Source organism: Alishewanella sp. d11, assembly GCF_049390205.1.
Lineage (GTDB): Bacteria > Pseudomonadota > Gammaproteobacteria > Enterobacterales > Alteromonadaceae > Alishewanella.
In genome coordinates this window covers 650,989-670,566 of the sequence record NZ_CP186547.1, presented here as the reverse complement: position 1 = coordinate 670,566, position 19,578 = coordinate 650,989, and the positions used below count along the sequence as shown (strand labels likewise).

General features: G+C 43.4%; 16 protein-coding genes. 7 read left to right on the top strand and 9 right to left on the bottom strand.

Features of this window, described 5'->3' with window-relative positions; translation table 11 throughout:
- Positions 1-28 precede the first annotated feature (28 nt).
- From aspT to ACO1PK_RS03145, 5 genes are all read left to right on the top strand, one after another.
- Entirely contained in the window at positions 29-1,705 is a 1,677-nt protein-coding gene (gene aspT / locus ACO1PK_RS03165; protein ID WP_423187224.1) for an aspartate-alanine antiporter, read from the top strand.
- Positions 1,706-1,724: 19 nt separating this feature from the next.
- Complete coding sequence (locus ACO1PK_RS03160; RefSeq protein ID WP_423187223.1) at positions 1,725-3,317, top strand: bifunctional aspartate transaminase/aspartate 4-decarboxylase; 1,593 nt, start codon at positions 1,725-1,727, stop codon at positions 3,315-3,317.
- A 9-nt stretch (positions 3,318-3,326) separates the two neighbouring features.
- Positions 3,327-4,331 carry an HlyD family efflux transporter periplasmic adaptor subunit gene (locus tag ACO1PK_RS03155; protein WP_423187222.1) on the top strand — a complete coding sequence of 335 codons (1,005 nt, stop codon included), beginning with the start codon at positions 3,327-3,329 and terminating at the stop codon, positions 4,329-4,331.
- Entirely contained in the window at positions 4,328-5,872 is a 1,545-nt protein-coding gene (locus ACO1PK_RS03150) for a DHA2 family efflux MFS transporter permease subunit (RefSeq protein WP_423187221.1), read from the top strand. Before ACO1PK_RS03155 ends, ACO1PK_RS03150 begins: the two co-directional genes overlap by 4 nt.
- A gap of 111 nt (positions 5,873-5,983) precedes the next feature.
- The gene (locus tag ACO1PK_RS03145; RefSeq protein ID WP_423187220.1) at positions 5,984-6,916 is read left to right on the top strand and encodes an alpha/beta fold hydrolase; all 933 of its coding nucleotides are present in this window, start codon (positions 5,984-5,986) and stop codon (positions 6,914-6,916) included.
- A 54-nt stretch (positions 6,917-6,970) separates the two neighbouring features.
- Here the strand turns inward: ACO1PK_RS03145 and ACO1PK_RS03140 are convergent, their stop codons facing one another.
- The 5 genes from ACO1PK_RS03140 to ACO1PK_RS03120 form a co-directional block, all read right to left on the bottom strand.
- Positions 6,971-8,152 (bottom strand): ABC transporter permease, encoded by a 1,182-nt coding sequence (locus tag ACO1PK_RS03140; protein WP_423187219.1) that lies wholly within the window; start codon positions 8,150-8,152, stop codon positions 6,971-6,973.
- On the bottom strand, positions 8,149-9,237 hold the full coding sequence (locus ACO1PK_RS03135) for an ABC transporter permease (protein WP_423187218.1): 1,089 nt from the start codon (positions 9,235-9,237) through the stop codon (positions 8,149-8,151). The genes ACO1PK_RS03140 and ACO1PK_RS03135 overlap by 4 nt, the downstream gene beginning before the upstream one ends.
- An 83-nt stretch (positions 9,238-9,320) precedes the next feature.
- Complete coding sequence (locus tag ACO1PK_RS03130; protein WP_423187217.1) at positions 9,321-10,298, bottom strand: HlyD family secretion protein; 978 nt, start codon at positions 10,296-10,298, stop codon at positions 9,321-9,323.
- Positions 10,295-11,734, bottom strand: coding sequence for a TolC family protein (locus ACO1PK_RS03125; protein WP_423187216.1), 1,440 nt, complete (start codon positions 11,732-11,734; stop codon positions 10,295-10,297). The genes ACO1PK_RS03130 and ACO1PK_RS03125 overlap by 4 nt, the downstream gene beginning before the upstream one ends.
- 63 nt (positions 11,735-11,797) lie before the next feature.
- Positions 11,798-12,787 (bottom strand): hypothetical protein, encoded by a 990-nt coding sequence (locus ACO1PK_RS03120; RefSeq protein ID WP_423187215.1) that lies wholly within the window; start codon positions 12,785-12,787, stop codon positions 11,798-11,800.
- A gap of 332 nt (positions 12,788-13,119) precedes the next feature.
- Between ACO1PK_RS03120 and ACO1PK_RS03115 the strand changes: the two genes are divergently transcribed.
- On the top strand, positions 13,120-15,039 hold the full coding sequence (locus ACO1PK_RS03115; protein WP_423187214.1) for an EAL domain-containing protein: 1,920 nt from the start codon (positions 13,120-13,122) through the stop codon (positions 15,037-15,039).
- Here ACO1PK_RS03115 and ACO1PK_RS03110 read toward each other — a convergent pair.
- Positions 14,994-15,221 carry a hypothetical protein gene (locus ACO1PK_RS03110; RefSeq protein WP_423187213.1) on the bottom strand — a complete coding sequence of 76 codons (228 nt, stop codon included), beginning with the start codon at positions 15,219-15,221 and terminating at the stop codon, positions 14,994-14,996. The genes ACO1PK_RS03115 and ACO1PK_RS03110 overlap by 46 nt on opposite strands.
- A 160-nt stretch (positions 15,222-15,381) precedes the next feature.
- Positions 15,382-16,068 (bottom strand): tRNA-uridine aminocarboxypropyltransferase, encoded by a 687-nt coding sequence (locus tag ACO1PK_RS03105; protein WP_423187212.1) that lies wholly within the window; start codon positions 16,066-16,068, stop codon positions 15,382-15,384.
- Positions 16,069-16,251: 183 nt separating this feature from the next.
- On the opposite strand from ACO1PK_RS03105, the gene ACO1PK_RS03100 reads away from it, so the two are divergent.
- The gene (locus tag ACO1PK_RS03100) at positions 16,252-17,145 is read left to right on the top strand and encodes a pseudouridine synthase (protein WP_423187211.1); all 894 of its coding nucleotides are present in this window, start codon (positions 16,252-16,254) and stop codon (positions 17,143-17,145) included.
- A 10-nt stretch (positions 17,146-17,155) separates the two neighbouring features.
- Here the strand turns inward: ACO1PK_RS03100 and ACO1PK_RS03095 are convergent, their stop codons facing one another.
- A complete protein-coding gene (locus ACO1PK_RS03095; RefSeq protein WP_423187210.1) occupies positions 17,156-17,605 on the bottom strand; it encodes a YaiI/YqxD family protein in 450 nt (149 codons plus the stop codon).
- 122 nt (positions 17,606-17,727) lie between these two features.
- Entirely contained in the window at positions 17,728-19,467 is a 1,740-nt protein-coding gene (gene aceK, locus ACO1PK_RS03090; protein ID WP_423187209.1) for a bifunctional isocitrate dehydrogenase kinase/phosphatase, read from the bottom strand.
- Positions 19,468-19,578: the final 111 nt, after the last annotated feature.

Genomic DNA, 19,578 nt, shown 5'->3' with positions numbered 1-19,578 from the left:
ATTAATAATAATAAATCTGGAGTCGCGCATGGACTTGCTAAATGGAATTTTTACGCAGTCGCCTGAGATTGCCATTTTTTTATCGTTAGCGGGTGGTTATTGGTTAGGCAAGATTCAGTTTGGTAAATTTCAACTGGGAGGTGTAGCGGGATCATTATTAGTTGCAGTGCTCATTAGTCAATTTGGCGTGCATGTTGACAGTGGTGTAAAAGCGTTACTTTTTGCTTTATTTATTTATGCGGTCGGTTTTGAAAGTGGTCCACAGTTTTTCCGTTCATTAGGTAAACAATCCCTCAAAGAAATTTTATTAGCTGCAGTGTTAGCATTAAGTGCTTTATTAACCGTGATTGTAATCGCAAAAGTATTTGTCTTTGATAAAGGACTGGCAGCAGGCATTGCTGCTGGGGGTTTGACGCAATCCGCTATTATTGGCACGGCGAGTGCGGCCATTGAGAAACTTGGGTTATCGAGTTCGGAGGTACAGCAACTGCAAAGTAATGTTGCGGTGGGATACGCTGTTACTTATATATTTGGTTCATTTGGCGCTATTCTGGTATGCGTTAATTTTTTGCCTTGGTTTATGCGTCGCAGTATTCGAGATGATGCTTTGGCAGCCGAGGCCGCTATGTTGAAAGGGCGTCGAATTTATGCCGTTGGCGAGTCTTCTGCCTTACCCGATTTAGTCGGACGTATCTTTCTGATCAAAGGTGCTGCCGGTCAAACCTTGGCGCAGCTGGAAGCCATGGGACAATTTACTGTGGCGAGGATTAAACGAAATGATCAGATCATTGGTAATAGTGCTGAATTAGTTTTGCAAGTCGGTGATAAGGTCCTAGTAGTTGGTCGTCGTGCAGATGTGGTGCAATGTGAGGCAAGAATTGGTGACGAATTGGCCGCAGAGTCTGGGATGGAGATGTTGGTGCAAACCAGAAATATTGAAATAACCGCTGCTGAACTAATCAACAAAACCATATCTGAAATTCTGGATAAACAACAAAATATTAAGCATGGTGTTTATGTTCTAGCCTTAAGCCGACAAGGTATTGAGATCGATCACTCTCCCGATACGATTATTTTACGGGGCGATATCATTACGCTTTATGGTTTAAAAGAAGATATTGAACGAGTAAGTTCATTTGCAGGTACCACACTGTTACCAAGCGATAAAACAGATTTTGTTTATCACGGATGTGGATTAGCTCTAGGCCTGTTGCTTGGTTTAGCCGTTGTCAAAATTGGCAGTATCCCACTTACACTTGGAGCGGGTGGTGGCGCGCTTCTATCGGGCTTATTGTTTGGCTGGTATCGCAGTCGACATTCTACGATTGGCAATATGCCTTCCGGTGCTTCAACATTACTTCGAGATCTTGGTTTAGCTGGTTTTGTTGTGGTTGTTGGCTTGCAATCGGGTCAGCAAGCGGTAACGACTGTGTTAGAGCAAGGGTTATCTATTTTCTTCGCTGGTGTACTGGTCACTATAATACCTTTGATTATTACCTTACTGTTTGGTCGCTATGTGTTGAAATACGACAATGTTTCAGTCTTTGCCGGTGCTTTGTCCGGCTCGCGTAGTGCTAATCCTGCATTCGGAGAGGTGCTTGATAAATCAGGAAACTCAATTCCGACAACTTCATTTGCCATAACCTATGCGTTAGCTAATGTTTTCTTAACTTTATTAGGGCCACTTATTGTTGCCTTTGCCTAAATCCACTTTGGAGAAGCCTATGTCAGATTTAACACACCTCAGTCAGTTAAGTCCGTTTGAGCTAAAGGATGAACTTATTAAGCTGGCAAAAAGTAAAAGTGACCGCATGATGTTAAACGCTGGTCGAGGTAATCCCAATTTTTTAGCCACGTTACCGCGGAAAGCCTTTTTTCAATTAGGTCTATTTGCTACATCAGAATCCGAACTCACTTTCTCTTATATGCATGCGGGTATTGGGGGGATGCCGAGAATTTCTGGTATCGAAGATCGCTTTGAACGTTTTCTAAGTGAGTATACGCATTCAGAGGGCATCGATTTCCTGAGAAAAGCCCATAGCTACGTGCGCGATCAATTAGGCTTATCAGCATCCGATTACTTGCATGAGCTGGTTGAGGGGATTTTAGGCGTCAATTACCCGGAACCCCCTAGAGCGTTACAAATCAGTGAGCAGATTATTAAGCAATACTTGATGCGTGAAATGGTGGGGGGGAAAGTCGCTGCGGCGGATGTTGACGTTTTTCCTGTTGAAGGTGGAACTGCTGCCATGACTTATATCTTCGATTCTTTAAAAAAGAACTGTCTTATTAAAGAAGGAGATAAAGTTGCGATCGGGATGCCGGTATTCACGCCTTATATTGAGATCCCGCAGCTAGATGCCTATGGTTTACAAGAAGTTTATATAAATGCTGACCCTACTTTGGATTGGCAATATCCAGATCAAGAGCTTGAGAAACTGCGCGATCCAGATGTTAAAGTGTTTTTTTGTATTAATCCTTCTAACCCACCTTCAGTAAAACTTAGTGAGCAAGGGTTGGCTAAAATTGCTGATATTGTGCAGCATGACCGGCAAGATCTTATTATTCTCACCGATGATGTGTACGGCACCTTTGCGGATAACTTCCGTTCATTGTTTGCAGTTTGTCCATTTAATACGCTGCTAGTGTATTCCTACTCTAAATACTTTGGTGCTACAGGCTGGCGCTTAGGGGCGACAGCATTACATACAGAGAATGTATTGGATAAAGCCCTAAAAGCAATGCCAGATGAAATCAAAGATCGTCTCAATAAAAGATATGCTTCCATTACTACTGATGTGCCACATCTTAGCTTTATTAATAGGCTAGTTGCTGATAGCAGAACGGTTGCTTTAAACCATACTGCTGGCTTATCGACGCCTCAGCAAGTACAAATGGTGCTTTTCTCTTTGCTAGGTTTGATGGATGAAGATGACGCCTACAAGAAAGCGTTAAAAAGCGTGATTCGCCGACGTAAAGCAACGCTGTTTGATGCACTGGGTGTAACTGCAACTGAAAATGAAAACTCGGTTGATTATTACACTTTGCTAGATTTGGAAGACATTGCGAAGAAACTTTATGGTAAAGACTTTGCGCAGTGGTTGCTTACTAAATTTCAGCCAAATGAGCTGCTTTTTAAAATTGCAGATGAAACTGGCATAGTCTTGTTACCAGGTCATGGTTTTGGTACACAAACACCTTCAGGTCGCGTTTCTTTGGCTAATCTGAATGAATTTGAATACGCTAAAATTGGCCGCATGTTAAGAGCTTTGGCTGATAAATTATATCAAGAGTGGCAGGGTGAACACATAAATTAAGGTAGGGTTATGCACTACATTAAAATGCTACTTTTATCTCTTGGTATAGCTCTCTTAGGTGGCAGCTTTGCATTTTGGTGGCATGTTAAAAGTGTCTACCCTGCCACTGATGATGCTTATGTCAAAGCCAATTTGGTGGGTATTGCAGCTCAAATTCAGGGCAGGGTGGCGCAGGTCTTAGTCCAAGATGGCAGTAGGGTTCAAGCTGGCGAGGTGCTTATTCAGCTTGAACAAGCCAGCTTAAAAGCTGCGGTAGCCATGGCAGAGGCTCAGCTTGATCTCGCATTACAAAATGCGGGGGCAGCTTTAACCGAAATTGAAGCGGCCAGCGCTGCGCTTAGTGTTGCGCAATCTCAGTTAGCTGAAGCTGAGCTACAGTTGCATAGAGTGCGAGCTGTTTTTGATACTGCTGCTATTGCACAATCCGATGTTGATCATGCGAAGGCTCTACGAGATCAAGCTGCGGCTGCAGTTAGCCAAGCGGAATCTAAATTGCATTTAGCAAGGCTGCAGGCGGGGCCCGCTGGTAATACAAATCCAGCAATCCGTTATGCTAAAGCGGCATTAACACAGGCTAGGTTGGCGCTTGAATATTCTGTGATAAAAGCGCCAACGGCTGGATGGATAGCTAATATGTCTTTGCAGCCTGGAACTGTCGTAGCTGCAGGTCAAGCATTATTCACCTTGGTTGACGATGCGCAGTGGTGGGTTGAAGCGAATTTTCGGGAGACTGATTTACAACGCATCAAAATTGGCCAATCTGTCAGCGTTGTATTGGATATGTATCCAAAGCTCACCGTGGAGGGAAAAGTCAGTCATCTCGGCATTGGCTCCGGCGCCGTTTTTTCTCTGTTACCCCCGCAAAATGCAACAGGAAACTGGGTTAAAGTTACCCAGCGTTTCCCTGTTAAAATCAGTCTAACTGCGCCCTCTGAGCCGCAGTATCAGTTGCGTTTGGGGGCAAGCGCTGCTGTAAAAGTTGATACGGTTACAGCGCCGCAAGCTCAACCATGAAGATACCAGATGCTGCCGTAAGCTTAGACCCTAATTTTACTGAAGGGGTGAAATGGGCTGTTGTCATCGCTGTTGTGCTTACTGCGGTATTGGAGGTGTTAGACAGCACTATTGTTAACGTCGCTTTGCCCCATATCCAGGCAGCCTTTGGTACAACATCTAACCAAACCATATGGATTGCCACTAGCTATATTGTCGCTTCTGTTGCAGTAATGCCATTAACTGGCTTATTAGCCAAGCAATTTGGCCGGCGTCGTTTAATTAATACCGCTATTATTGGCTTCGCATGCTTCTCCGTTTTAGCCGGCTTTACCAGTAGTATTGAGTTGATGGTAGTATGCCGATTAGGCCAAGGTTTGTTCGGAGCCTTTCTTATTCCTTTATCTCAATCAATCTTATTTCAAACCTTTTCTAAGGAAAATAGAGGGCAAGCTATGGCGTTATTTGGGCTTGGTGTTGTGGTTGCACCAGTCCTAGGGCCAACCCTTGGTGCTATGCTCACCGAGCATTTTTCTTGGCGAGCAGTATTTTTTGTGAATTTGCCAATAGCGGTACTGGCATTGACGATGATAAAAGGTGAGCTACCTGAAGAGCGGCGCAAAGAAGTAAAAATCGATTGGACTGGCTTATTCCTGATGGTATTGGCGATTGCCGCTTTGCAAATCACTTTGGATCTGGGAGAAAACCGTGAGTGGTTTAATTCCCATCTTATACAGGTTACCGCCTTATTAACGCTAATTTTTGGCATAGCTTTTATATGGCGCGGTAATAGAACAGCATCGAATATTATTGATTTTGGTCTGTTTCGTGATAAAAGTTTTGCTATTGCCAATATCGCCATTATGGTTTTTTCGTTTGCCATGTTTGGCGCTATGACTATTTTACCGATGTTTGTGCAAGGATTAATGGGCTATCCAATTCTCGATGCTGGTTATATGTTTATACCAAGAGGCATCGCTGCAGGCTTTTCAATGGTATTTACTGGGATTGTGCTGATTAAGTTAGTCGATCCTCGCGGCTTAATGGTATTAGGATTGTTGCTAACTGGATTCGGCAACATACTCTTAACTAACTTAACCTTGAGTGCCAGTTTTTGGGATTTAGCTATGCCAGGGGTGATATCCGGACTTGGTATGGGGCTGTTTTTTGTACCCATGTCAACATTAGCTTTTCAAAATATTACCGCAGCTCAACAAGATGAAGCCTCAGGCATTTATGGCGTTACGCGCTCTATTGGCTCATCAATTGGTATTGCTATTATTGGTTGGCAAGTAACCGAAAGAACAGGTTTTCATTCTAGTATATTGCTCAGCGAGGTATCGGTGTTTAATCCAAATTTTGTCAATTGGGTTGCGCCACTTGGTATGGGTATACATCAGCCTACCGCATTGCAGTTGGCTGCGGCTGAGGTTGCAAAACAAGCATCACTATTGGCATTTCAAGACGCTTTTTTTCTAGCTGGCATGGCTGCATTTTGTATGATTCCCTTAGCGTTTCTGATGCAAAGACCCCAACAACAGCGAATAGCAATGGCGCATTGAGCTTAGCAGTGACCTAAATAGTGCTATTACAGTATGATTATTTTTAATAAATGATTATATTTCAATTACTTAATTTGTTTAGCGGGAAGTGCTAGTAGGAAGCTTATTTGTATGTCAGAACGAGAAGTGTTTAATTTTACGTCTTTTGATGGCCAAGTTTTAGCAGTGCATCAATGGTTGCCAGTTGGTGAGTGCAAGGGAATACTACAAATTGTGCATGGGATGGCTGAACACGCTGCCCGTTATAACGACTTAGCGCGTTTTTGCCAACAGCAAGGTTTTATCGTTTTTGCTGATGACCACCGAGGTCATGGTTTGACGGCAAAGCCGCAGCATCTTGGGCATTTCGCCGCGGGGGATCATGATAATTTAGTGAAGGACCAGCATGCTTTAACGCAGTTCTATCGGCAAAGATACCCCAATTGCCCTATATTCTTATTAGGACACAGTATGGGGTCTTTTATCGTGAGGTCCTATTTAACGCGTTACGGACGGCTGATTGATGGGGCTATTATTTGCGGTACTGCAGGGCAACAGCCCCTAAAAAGCTGGTTTGGAAAAATGCTGGCTTCTTGGCGATTAACCAGATCCACACAACCAGATCCTCTCTTAAATACCTTGGTTTTTCATGGCTATAACAGGACGTTTTTTGAAAAGTTATCTGTTTATGATTGGTTATGTAGTGATAAAAGCGTGGTGCAGTCTTATATGGCTGATCCTTATTGTGCTTTTATTCCAACGTCAGGATTTTTTTATGAGTTGGCGGTACTGGTAGCTCAAGTAAGCAAAACTGCTGCAATAAAACAGGTGCCGGCGGATTTACCACTGTTTTTTATTGCCGGAGAGCAAGATCCAGTAGGAAATTATGGTAAAGGAGTAAAGCAATTAGCTAGAAAGTTTACGGCTTTGCATAAAGGCCCTATTCAGTTGCGGCTTTATCCAGAAGGGCGTCATGAAATCTTAAATGAAGTTTTCAAACAAGAGGTATATTTGGATATTATCACTTGGTTGTCTGTGCATTGCCAAGTTAACAATAAAGTTTAGTTTGAGCTGTGCAGAACCAGCAACCATGGCGTTCACTTAGGGGACTAATAGGGATTAGTTGCTGCTTGGGTGTTTATTGACAAAAGAAGCCGCCGCCTTTGATGAAACGTAAATTAAGCGAGTTACTATCAACAAGAATGCAAAAAACATCCCGCTCAGATAGCTCATTTCAGTTACAAGATTGCTCAGTGGTGTGCCCATTTGGTTTAACTTTAAGAACCCTTGAATTGCCGGTTTAGCTGGAATGAGCAGCGTAATTTGATCTAGCCAGTTTGGTAAATTAACTGTTGGCCATGCAAAGCCAGCGGTAAATACCAAGGGTAATGATGATAGTAAAACAATAATAGTAATCAGTTCGGGTCTAGGCAGCAGATAGCCTAAGCAGATGGCAAATAAAGTTGTTGTACTTAAAAACAGTAAGGTAAAAATGATTAGCTCAAGGTGTTCAGCACTATGAGGTATTCCGTAAAATTTAAAAAAGAAACCAAAGTAAAGCAGTGCCAAAATAAAGTAAAACATGACAAATAGGCTAAACCGACTGAAAATAGCTAAGCCAAGAGCTGGGTTTATCAGCAAAGACCGCCGTAGCGCGCGATCTTTAATGGTTACGGTTGCGGCGGCAATTAAGAGTGTTTGATGTAGTATCAAGACAAAAACAGCGGGGACAATATAGTTTAAATACCCTCCTGAGCTATTAAATACAGCCTGGGTATGCGTATTGAAAGCCATAATTTCGCCAGGTATTAGTGCTGGATTTTCACCTGTCATAATTTTCATTAAGATCTGTGATTCTACCGCTAGTGTCGTTGTGGTAGTTAATAACCCTTCGACGATGTCACCATAAATAAGAAAATAACTGGCATCACCTGCAAACGCTAATTGTACAGGGATGCCAAGATAAAGATTGCGTTCAAATTGGTGAGGAATAACCAGAATACCTTGCACAATACCATCTGCTAGTAATGGCTGAGCAGCAGCTAAATTTGGTTTGAACATTTTTACTGCAACTTTTGGTGTTGCGTCTGCCATTCTAATCAATTTGCGTGATAAAGCCGAATTATCAAGGTCAACTACTGCAATCCTTTGTTCACCCGAAAGATTTTTTTCATAGGGTGATGGATAGAGCAGTGCATAAAATAATACCCCACCAAACATGACCAGTAGTACTGATTTATCTAAAAAAATATGTTTTAACTCTGTTTGTAAGGCGTCAAACAAATTTGTTAAGAATTTCACCTGTTACTCCTTAAAACGCTCTGTGTTTTAAGGTGAGTAGGAAGCAATTTAACAGCAACGGGGAAAACGATTAAAAAAAGCGTTAAAGCACAGATAGATTGCAGCAAAATAGCCACAGAAGCACCATGGTCGGCCACATCAACTTGCAGCTTCATGTAATGGGTCGAAGGCATTAAACCTCCCCATAGCCAGGCAAAAGTATTCATTTCACTACGAGGAAACGTCATGCCCATAAATGCAAAAGCGGGGGCAAGATAAGCCGCGCTGATGCTCATGGCTTTCACTTTATCTTTCACCACGGCCACAATCAGTATCGCCATCGCTTGAATGGCCAGTAACATGAGCAGTAGTCCTATGAGAAGCCAAAAGAGGTTAGCAACTTCACTCCAACCTAAAAAGACATAAAATAACAGCAGCATCAGCAGACCTTGTAACAATAACAATAGTGTTACGGGGGCCAGTGCTGCAGACAACGTATAGACTCTGTCAGAAAAATGTGAACTGATAGGTGCGCTTTCTAAGCGATAACAGAGCGTCAGTACAGTGGCAATAATGATGAAAATTTGCCACATCGCTGGCGCTATCGCGGTCACCAAGAAGCGCGCATAACTCATATTGCTGTTAAAAAGTGCTGTTATCTGAGGTTGTATCGGTGCTGCAGCTGCCTCGGCTTTGGGAGTAGCTAAGCCATGACTGATGTTTAACATAACACTTTGTTTTGCTGCGAGCTCTAATGAGGCGCTCATCAAAGCAGAATTGATAAACTTTCCAGCCAGCAGATACTGATTATTATAAAAAGCCGTAATGGTTGGGCTGATGGAGAGGGTCAGATCTCGAGCAAAGTTATTGGGTATGATGACTATAGCTAACACTTCTGCATTCTGGAGTGCTTGAGTACCGGCTGTGACGTCGGGAAAAGCACTAACAATATGTAGTCCAGGGCTGGCATTTAATTGTCGCTCAAAAGCACGCGCTGCTTGGCTATGATCCAGATTCACTACTCCAATCGGCAGTTTAGTCGGGGTACTCGTTGCAAAAATGCTGAGAATCAACAGAAATAATAAGGGAGGAAGCCAAGTAACCAAGGCCAAAATCCAGGGCTGAGCTTTGATAATTGCCCACCCTGATAAAAGGCGACTCGCATTTGGAGTTGGCGCATAATCTGCCATTAAGGTTGTATCTCAAGAATAATGCTTAAGCCACTGCGCAAGCCTGTAATCGGCTCAGTTGGCCGCATTTCCACTTCAAATGTTCGCATATCAAAGCCTTTGCCAGGTGTCGTCGCTCGCCAAGTAGCGAAGTCACCCAGCACCGCGATATGACTGACACGAAACTTGGCTGACTGTTTTAATGCTGGAATAAAAAGCGAAAACTCAGTACCTTCTGCAAATTGGTGTAATAGATCTTCGCGGACATTAAACAGCGCCCAAGCATCTTCCATATCCGTAAGCATAACGACTGGAAAGCCCATTGGAGCTAGCTCCCCTTCATTAAGTAGGATGTTACTCACTGTGCCACTTACATGAGCTTTAGCAAGTGTATCTGCAAGTAAGGTCGTGATTTCATCACGCAAACTTGAGGTTACGGCTTCAGCTCCTTGTGCAGCAGTTTTCGCTTCAGTTCTAGGACCCGTCTCCGCTAACTGCAAAATTTGTGCTGCCGTTTCACGTGTTTTTTCAGCTACCTGCCATAAGGTAAAAGCCTCGTCAGCTCGTTGTCTGGCGACCAATCCTTCTTCGGCTAAAGACTTTATGCGTTGGTAGGTGGTCTTAGCAAGTAATGCCGCTGCCGCGGCTTTTTCAAACTCGCTTCTGGCTGCAGCGATACTCTCTTCTCGAGTGCCTTTATCTAGAGCTTGTACCAAGGCTTGGCTAATCGTTTCAATCGCATTGACTTGAGTAAGTTTTGCTTCCAATTCTGGGCTGTTGATTTGAAAAACTGAGCTGCCAGCAGCGATCCATTCTCCCTTGCGGACATAAATGGTAGCGACCCGCCCAGGAATTTTTGAAGACACCATATGTTGCTTAGCCTCAATTTGCCCTTGTAATTGAATTGGCTGTGGCTGATACATCTGCCAAAAAAGACTAAAGATACTGACGATAATGAACAGCGCTATTAAGGTTAAGGATATGCGTTTGATATTCACTGGATAACCTCGCCATGCTGAGCGTAATTAAAAATTTGTTCATAATCGCCAGTCATTGTTAATAAATGGCTAAAAGATAAAATAAACCTCAGTGCTGCTGCATCGCGCATCGTTTGGGTTGTCGCTAGAAAAGTATGCGCATCGATCACATCTAGGGAGCGGCCTAAGCCTTCAGCAAAGGCGCGCTGTTGTAGTTGTACTGTAAGCTCGGCTAACGCAATAGTTGAGGCTAAACTATGATATTCTGTTAGCGCTTGCTGTGCTTCTTTGTAACTTAGATCAAGCAGTAATGTTAATTCGCTGTTGGCGGCTCGCTGTAAATACTCGAGTTCGTCAATGTTATTGGTTGCGGCACTGATATTGCCTTTTTTGCCACTTCGATCGACAAGAGGAATGCGCATTCCCAAGCCGACCAACCAATCTGGGGCAATATCACTCGCAATAGATTGTGTTTGTGTCAGGTTATAGCGGCCATACAAGAATACTTCTGGACGGTAAAGGCCTTTGACCACTTCTGCGATTTGTTTTGCTTCTGCTCTGCGAGTCGCTAGTAGCTGCAGCTTAGGATGATTACTAATTTTGTTGTTAAAATGCTGCTGCGAGGGTAACTGTTTAACAGTAAATAAGTTTGTGCTGGTTTCTATCAGTGTATCTGCTGTGTTATCTCCGCTTTGAGTTAGATTGCGGTAAAGCAGCGCATTAAGCTTATGATTGACTATCTGAACCTGTTGTCGTAATGCTTGAGTTGTTACCTTTGCTCGGTCATGTGCAGCCGCTGCTGCTAAGTGCTCTACTTTAGAAATTTGGGCATTGCGCTCTAAACCTTCAGCAACTTTAAGATGATTAGCCAGTGATTGTTCAATTTGCTGTTGCGTTCGTAAGGTTCGTTTTGCCATAACTAAACCAAAGTAAGTGGCAACTAACTCTTGAAACTTAACGCGTTTAAGTTCTTCGGTTACAAAAGTTGAACTTTGAGCATTTAATGCTAAAAGCTGTTTTCTTGCTTGAATTTTCCCTCCGCTGTAGACAGGCCAGAGCATATTAAGAGAAGTGCTGGCAATATTCTGACTCGTGATCGGCGTTTTAAAGGCGTCAGGCCCACCAATTAAATCTATTAGTAATTGTCCAGGCAATGTTTGAGCGGCGTCTTGTAGCGGGTTTAATGCTAGAGTATCTAGTACTACGTTGCTATCTAAATGGGTGTAAGAACCAATAAAGTCGATTTGTGGTAAAGACAGACTAGATGCTGTTTCAGCAAGGGCTTGGCTACGTTGGCTCGCAAATTTATTTGCAGTTAATAATTCGTCATGTTGGAGCAATAATTGCCATGATTGGGCTAATGATATGCTGTCTGAAGGGAATGGCTCTGCTTCAACCGTGTAGGCAGCAAAGCTTATTGAAAAAATTAGAATAAAACAACTAAGTGCGTTTGGCATTACGTGACCTTTTGCCTGTGCAACCTTGGGAAATAACGTTCCAATTTAGCTGCAGTTCATTTTTTATTCCTTGCTAATGTTGAGCAACGGAAAGATGAGTTGGGGTGGTTCTTTACTTAATTCAAAGAGAAGTTGTGTTAACAAAAACGTTAGTTGGCTTGTATTGTCATCTGCAGCTATCCAAAAATATTGTCCATTAAATTGGGTCGAGACGTAACTTTTTGGCGGCGGGGTCTCAGCAGATTGGATACTAAATGAGAGTGGCGTAGTGGAGGAAGAAGGCTGCAAACTGCTACCTAATAACTGCAAAACATCAAACATAGAGCGTGTTACGAGTGCTAATTCATTAGGATGCTCTGGTCTGGGTTTAAAACTGATGATTAACGGCTCAGTGAGTGCAGCTTCTGGCATATTTAGAATCGAAGTTAACAAGCCTAACGCTCCTGCGGCGGCATTTCCGGGAGCATTTTGCAGTACAAAGCGTGTTTGCTCATCTGCTTTATTGATTTCTGCATAAATGGCTAACTTATCTTCCTTTTGTAGTTGCCTTAGAATTCGCATTACATCGTTGAACGAAGTTGATGAGCTACTATTGGGAATGCCATTTATCGATCTTAATGTTAGTGCGAGCAGCGTATCAATGGGCCAACCTGTTTCTACTAAAGAAAGAATTAACGATGGCGAAATCGGGGTAAGCAGAGTTTTAACATAGTTTTTGCCAACAAGTGGGCTATAACTTATGGTAGGCGTCTCTTTAATAGTCACGGCTGCGCCGAGCCCTCCTTTTGCGTCATCTATCGGTGGTCGAATAGCGACCTCGGCGCTAAAGTTCGTTTCGGTACTCAGTTGACTGACCAATGACGTTGCCGTCATAAAATAGGGGGCTTCATTATGATGTAAAGCAATAATATTATAAAACAGCTGGTGTCGCTCTGCTTGTCGCAGATGAATCTGATAATCTGTATGAGTTGCCGAAATAGACTGTTGTGGTAAATGACTGCAACTTGTTAACGTAACGATCAGCCCTGAAAAAATCCAAGCTCGCATTTTCATTTACATCATCCTTGTAGCTTGATTATTTTTATATTTAATTAAAAGTGTAATTAACATCTAGTTATTGTCAAGCCGGTTACTCGCTTGGCTTTGCGGCTTGCCGAGAGGAAGTAAGTAAATCTCAAACTGCACTACTGATAAAATAGGTGTAACAAAAATGCCTAGTATGAATTAATCAAAAAGGATTATATGGCATTTAGTATCATGTTGAATTGCATGTGAATTTTAAAAATTCTAACGTGGCATCGTAAGTTTGTTATAGTGCTGGCATTTTCGGCTATGGTGTACTTAGCCACAGGCATCATGTTCATGCCAAGTTTTTATGAGGTGTTATGTTGTTTTTAAAATGCTGTAATTGGTCTATCGAGTCAGCAATTCGGTTATCTCTAGCAAGCTCGAAGCTAAAAGATCAGATTTTTAGAATCACCATCATCACTCTACTTGGTTTAGCGGCAGCCACTTTTATGGTGTCCGGCTATACTTTATATGCTCTGTATTTAAGTATTTTACTGATTACGTTTTCACTTCTGCTTACTCTGTTTAATAAAGTTACCCTAGCTTCTTTAAATTTAGTCTATTCCATGTTGTTGATAATCTTCCTGTTAGCAATCGTAGGTGATGGCATTAGAGATGAAGTGCTTATCGCGTTGCCCGCCGTGATTTTTTTGTCAGTGGTGCTTTTAGGGCGTAACCATTTTTATATTGTAAACATCTTAGGTGTAATATGTTTAGCTGTACTGGAAAAATATCGTCCATTATTATTTAGTACTATTGATATAACGTCACAATACGACAGTGTATTTTTTATCATTTTAATCATGAGTTTAGTAGGGGGCTATGTCGCAATATTTCGTAATGAGTTGTTGAAAATGATTGCCCCAAAAGACAGAAAACTCTTTGTAGAACCCAGTATCAACATCGCTTTATCGCAAGAGTCTAACAATACGGATCCTAGTAATATTCTTACTCCGATTGAGCTTGTAGACTCTATCCAAGCATTGGTCGCTAACAGTACTCAATCTAACTATGCCCTGATGACGGTGCAATTAAGGTGTTTAATGACAGAGCATGATGCGGTTGAAGATGATGCTTATCATTACTTTTCAACATCGTTGCAGCAGGCTATACCAAAACAATTTCGGACACGTTTAACGCTGTTAAGAGCGACACAACATGAGTTTGTTATTGTTGGGCATGGGGAGCTTGATACAGCTGTTATTTTTAATCTGGCAGATAAGCTTAAAGCTCTTTCAAGTTCTTATTTACAACAAGACACCGATTTTTTTGTCTACCCAATGGTAATTGGTATTGCTATTGGGGTGAACGACAAAGATAGTAGCCATGTGTTGTATGAACAATCACGGCAAGCCATGAAAATGGCGCTAGATGAAAAAATATCGCCTTGGTGTGTTTATTCCGCTTTGTCAGCAAAACACTTTACGAAAAATGCTTACTGTATTTATCAGGCATTAATCCAAGATAAGATACAAGTCTACTATCAACCGAAGATTTCTCTGGCAAGTAACAACGTTGTCGGTTATGAGGCGTTAATCCGCTGGGCTGGGGATGATCAAACGTACTTTAGCCCTTCGACAATTATTGCTGAAGCAGAAAGGTTTGATTTTATTAATGAATTAGGTGACTTTGTTATCAAAAGTGTTTTATCTCACATTACTACATTTAAACACCAGTGCAGTGCGGAGATGGTTGTTGCAATTAATGTTTCAGCTAAACAATTAGCAGAAGGTGATTTTGACAAAAAATTACTTACGTTGTTAAAACAATTTTCAGTTCCTGCTCGTTGTATAGAGATTGAGCTAACGGAGACCGTTCTGGTTGAGGACTTACCCCATATTCGCCAGCAGTTAGCAAGTTTGAACTGCGCTGGCGTAAACATCCTGATTGATGACTTTGGAACTGGCTACTCTAATCTAAAATATTTAACACTATTTTCTGCCTCTACCATAAAAATTGATCGAAGTTTTGTGGCTGCCATTACCTCTTCAAAACAAGATGCTCTGCTGCTTAAAGCCATGGTTCAATTAGCTAAAACGCTGAATTTCAATGTGGTTGCAGAAGGTATTGAAGACGAAAATACGTTAGCCATTGTGCGTAAATTGGGCTGTGATAGTGCACAAGGTTTTTTTTGGTCTAAAGCTATACCTTTTGCGCAGTTAGTTGATTTTTGGCAAAGCGCAAATCAGTGTCAATCGGAAGGCTTTTCCCATTGCATCAATAACATTGTTAAATAAATTTTCGTGGGTAAGGACAAGGCTAAACCTAAAGCACAACAGGCTGCCACGATAATAATGCCCTTAACGCCCATGCTCTCTGGTAAATCGGCAAAGATCCATAAATAGTGCCCTAAGGCAAAAATAGCAAAGCCGAGTATCATAATAAATTTTAGTGCTCGGATCTGGGTTTTTTCTTGCATAGTGCTGTACTCCTGCTTAATTACTTAAGCATAGCCTTAAGTAAAAAGCCGGCATTGATCTAGCGCAGTGCAATTAGCAATAGGTGTCGATAGGCTAGGCTAAACAGTAGATGTTGGGTGTTTTGCCCAAGCGGCTCAAAGTTTGGGTGATACGGCAAGCTTACTCTGCCGCAGCGTGCAAGTGCGGCTTACCTCTTAAATACGCTTGTCGAAATACCTGAAAATACTCTGCTAGCACTGCTGCTGCCTCAGGTTCTTGTGCCATATCTAATACTGAAATAGCCACTTCAGCGGTGCATAGCTGATGTAAATGCGCGGCTTCACGGAGCAAATAGTCACTGGCTTGCTCAGGGTGAATACCCAGTACAGGCAACTCGGCAAGGTAGGGGCTTCTAAACATTTTTTTGGCTTCGCGCCAAGTGCCATCCAGCATCACAAAGAGCGGAATACGATCAGCCGTGGCGGCAGCGAGCGCTTGGGCATGGCTTAAGCAACGTTCTGGCGCAGCATATTGCTCTGGGAATACCACGACTGGGGCGTATTTAGGATTTTTAAGCAAAGCTAACATGCCGGTATCGGGTTTAGTTCTATCCCAGACAAAAGCATGGTTATCGGCAGCTACCTCGCAAATCAGCCGGCCGGTATTGCTGGGTTTATAACATTCACCGGTATACATAATAAAACAAAAGGCCGCGCGCGCCACCGGCTCGGGTTTTGCTGCACAAATACAATCGGTTTGCGGTAACAAACAGCTATCGCAACGGATCACTTTACTGCCACGTGCATTAAATACCCGAGTGGCTTTCGCCAGCTCTTGGCGACGTAAGTTTAAAATGGCGTTGGCCATAGTGATCTATCCTTTTTGCGCTAGGGTTGCCTGTAAAAATCAGGTTGAGGGCTGCTCTTAATGTGTTAAGTGCACCGTATCGCGGTGTTAACCTGGCCAAGCTCGTTGCTCAGATGTTTGCGGCGCGTATTGTACTGGCTTTTATGCTAAACTGCGCGGGCTTTTCTCAGGTTTTGTAGGCTTATGACTATTGCGAATTACGCTTCAGAAATCACCTTACCCGCCGTTAATCAGGGCTGGTCGACCGTATTGGCCTTTTTAATCTCCAAGTTTCCGCGTATTGCCCCCGAAATTTGGCAAACGCGTATTCAGGCCGGCAAGGTACATTGGTTTCAAGGCGAGGCGATCACCGAGCTCACGCCGTTTTTGCCCAGTCGCCGTTTATGTTATTACCGTGAAGTCACTGTTGAACCACAGATCCCTTTTGCCCATAGCATTGTCTATCAGGATGAACATATTCTGCTCGCCGATAAACCGCATTTTTTGCCGGTTACGCCAGGGGGCGATTTTGTGAATGAATGCTTATTGCAGCGCCTTAAAAACGACACTGGTTTAGCCGATTTAGTGCCAGTGCATCGCTTAGATAGAGATACTGCTGGCTTGGTATTATTTAGCAAAAGTGCACAGAGCAGAGCCGCGTATTACCAACTGTTTAGCCAAGGGCAGATAACAAAAACCTATCAGGCTATCGCCTGTGTCGATGCACAGCTGGCAGCCTTGCCCTTACCCCAGCCTTGGCAAGTGAGGAATCGCATTGAAAAAGCCGAGCCGCGATTTTTAAATGCGATTGTTGCGGGGGAGCCGAATGCGCACTCCACTATCGAATTATTGCAAGTACAGCAAGGTATGGGGTTATTTCGGCTCACACCGCATACCGGCAAGACCCATCAGCTAAGATTACATATGCAAAGTCTGGGCTTCCCTATTTTGCATGATGCTTATTACCCCAGGCTTAAACCGAAAAATACCAGCGACTTTAGCCAGCCGCTGCAATTACTGGCGGCTGAGCTGCAGTTTACCGATCCACTCACCGGAATCGCGCGGCAATTTTCTTCCGCGCAGCAATTACACCTGTAAATACGCGCCGCTAGCGTTGCTGTAGGATTTTATCCAGTTGATTAGCAAAAGCCTGTCGATCGCCTTGGTTTAAGGTAGCCGGCCCACCCGATTGAATTCCGCTGGCGCGCAGCGTTTCCATAAAATCACGCATCGTCAGTTTTTGCTTAATGGTATCTGTGCTGTATAGCTCGCCGCGCGGATTCAGCGCTAAACCGCCTTTGGCTAGAACGTCTGCCGCCAGTGGGATATCGGCAGTGATCACTAAATCACCGGCTTGGGTGCGCCTGACAATTTCATTATCGGCTTCGTCAAAGCCTTTGCTTACCGTTAAGCTACTAATATAAGGCGATGGTGGCGTGCGTAATGGCTGATTGGCAATCAGTACTAAAGGCAGTTTTTTGCGCTCGGCTGCCCGGTATAATATTTCTTTAATCACAGTGGGGCAGGCATCAGCATCTACCCAGATAGTAAAAGACATGCATTTTCCTTGGTGTTTATAGCAACGAACTAGGCGCTAGCGCTCGCATAATGCCGGTTAGCGGCAAGGCCGTTATAGCAATGCAGCCCACAGCTAGCGTTAGGTCATCAATGTAGTAATGATTAATTAGCGCCTCTTGGAAAGCGATAGCAAAAACGCATCGGGTGCGGATAAGGGTAAATATCCTCTACCATACCTTGGCGAATATGATATTGCTTTTGCCGCCAATAAACCGGATCGAGTAATTCTGGATGTTTGCTAAAGAGCATATCTCTAATGTCGGCTTGCGGTGTAACAAAGGTGGCAATTTGCTCAGGAAACACATCGCCCGGCTCGGCCCAGCAATTGGCTTCGGCATTAATAGCATCTTCAAAAGTATCGGTTTTCGGTAAGGCCCGAAAATTCACATCCAGTAAATATTGCACTTCATCGTAGTCATAGAAGACCACCCGATTATGCCGCGTTACCCCAAAGTTTTTCAGTAGCATATCGCCAGGGAAAATATTGGCGGCAATCATTTGCTTAATGGCCTGACCATAGTCGTCCATAATCTCGGCTTTTTGCTCTAAGCTGGCTTGCTCTAAATATAAATTAAGCGGCACCATACGCCGTTCAATATATAGATGTTTAATCACCACCAGATCGTCTTCTAGCTGCAAGGAGCCGGCAATACTTTGCGTAAGCTCTGCCAGTAAATCGGGGTGAAAGCGATGACGTGGCAAGGCGACATCAGAATATTCCAAGGTATCCGCCATACGGCCCACCCGATCATGCATTTTTACCAACTGATAGCGCGCCTTAACGGTTTTGCGATCAAAGGGTTTGCTTTCGGCAAACTTATCGCGGATCACTTTAAACACATAAGGAAAAGACGGTAGGGTAAACACCATCATCACCATGCCGCGGGTACCAGGCGCAGCCACAAACTGATCCTTGCTATGATTCAGGTGTGCTAACAGCTCACGATAGAATTCGGTTTTACCTTGTTTGTGCAAGCCAATAGCCGCATAGAGTTCTGCGAGCGTTTTATGTGGGATAAGCTCCCGTAAAAAGTGTACCAAGGCGGAAGGCACTGGGCATTCCACCATAAAATAAGCGCGTGAGAAGCCAAAGATTATACTCATTTGCTGCGGATCAGTAAGCAGCGTATCAAGATAAAGCCCTTGTTTTGCTTCATGTAACAAGGGGATGATAAAGGGTTGTTGCCCCTGAGGGGTGACTAGTCGTCCAACCAAATAAGCAGCCTTATTGCGGAAAAAGGGCGCGCGTAAAATATCCAGCCGCATTAAATGTACTGGATTGGCGCCATGGCTAGACTGGGCAATAAAGCTGCGCATAATACAGCGGATATCATGCTCTAAATCGATAAAAGGCGTGCTAAAACCAAAGTCTTCAATAATGGTGCGAATACACTGCTTTAAGCCTTCTTCCGCTGGGAAATAGCTTTGATAGACCGAGGAGATAGGCGCAGGTAAATGCTGCTTGTCTAAGGTCGATTCGACAAAAATATTCTGGTTATGAAAGTATTTACGGGAAAACAAGCGGCAAAATACTGAATTGTAGAAGGTTTCGGCTAGCTCGGCCTGCGGGTGGAATAGTAAAAACTCCAGATAATGCTGTTTCACCTCTTGCCACAGAGGCTCGTTTAAACACTCGGCCGGTAATTGCTGGCGCAAGGTGCTAATGGTTTCGTTGACCCGCAGATCATAAAACTGGATCCGCTCCGAGCTGTCACGCTGATAGGCTTGCCAATCGGCTTGTTCGAAACGCTCGCGGGCGCGGGCGGTAACCTGCTGAAACAGCCGAAAGTGTTTGCGAAAACCTTTTAAAATAATATCGGCAATTTGTCTGGCTTCAGTCATAGAGCAGCTTTGTTAAAAATGATAGTGGCACTTTACTGGTAAATGGCGGGCTGATGCAAGTAAACAAAAGGGCGCTAATGCGCCCAGTTTGCTCATGCAGCGGGCTAATAT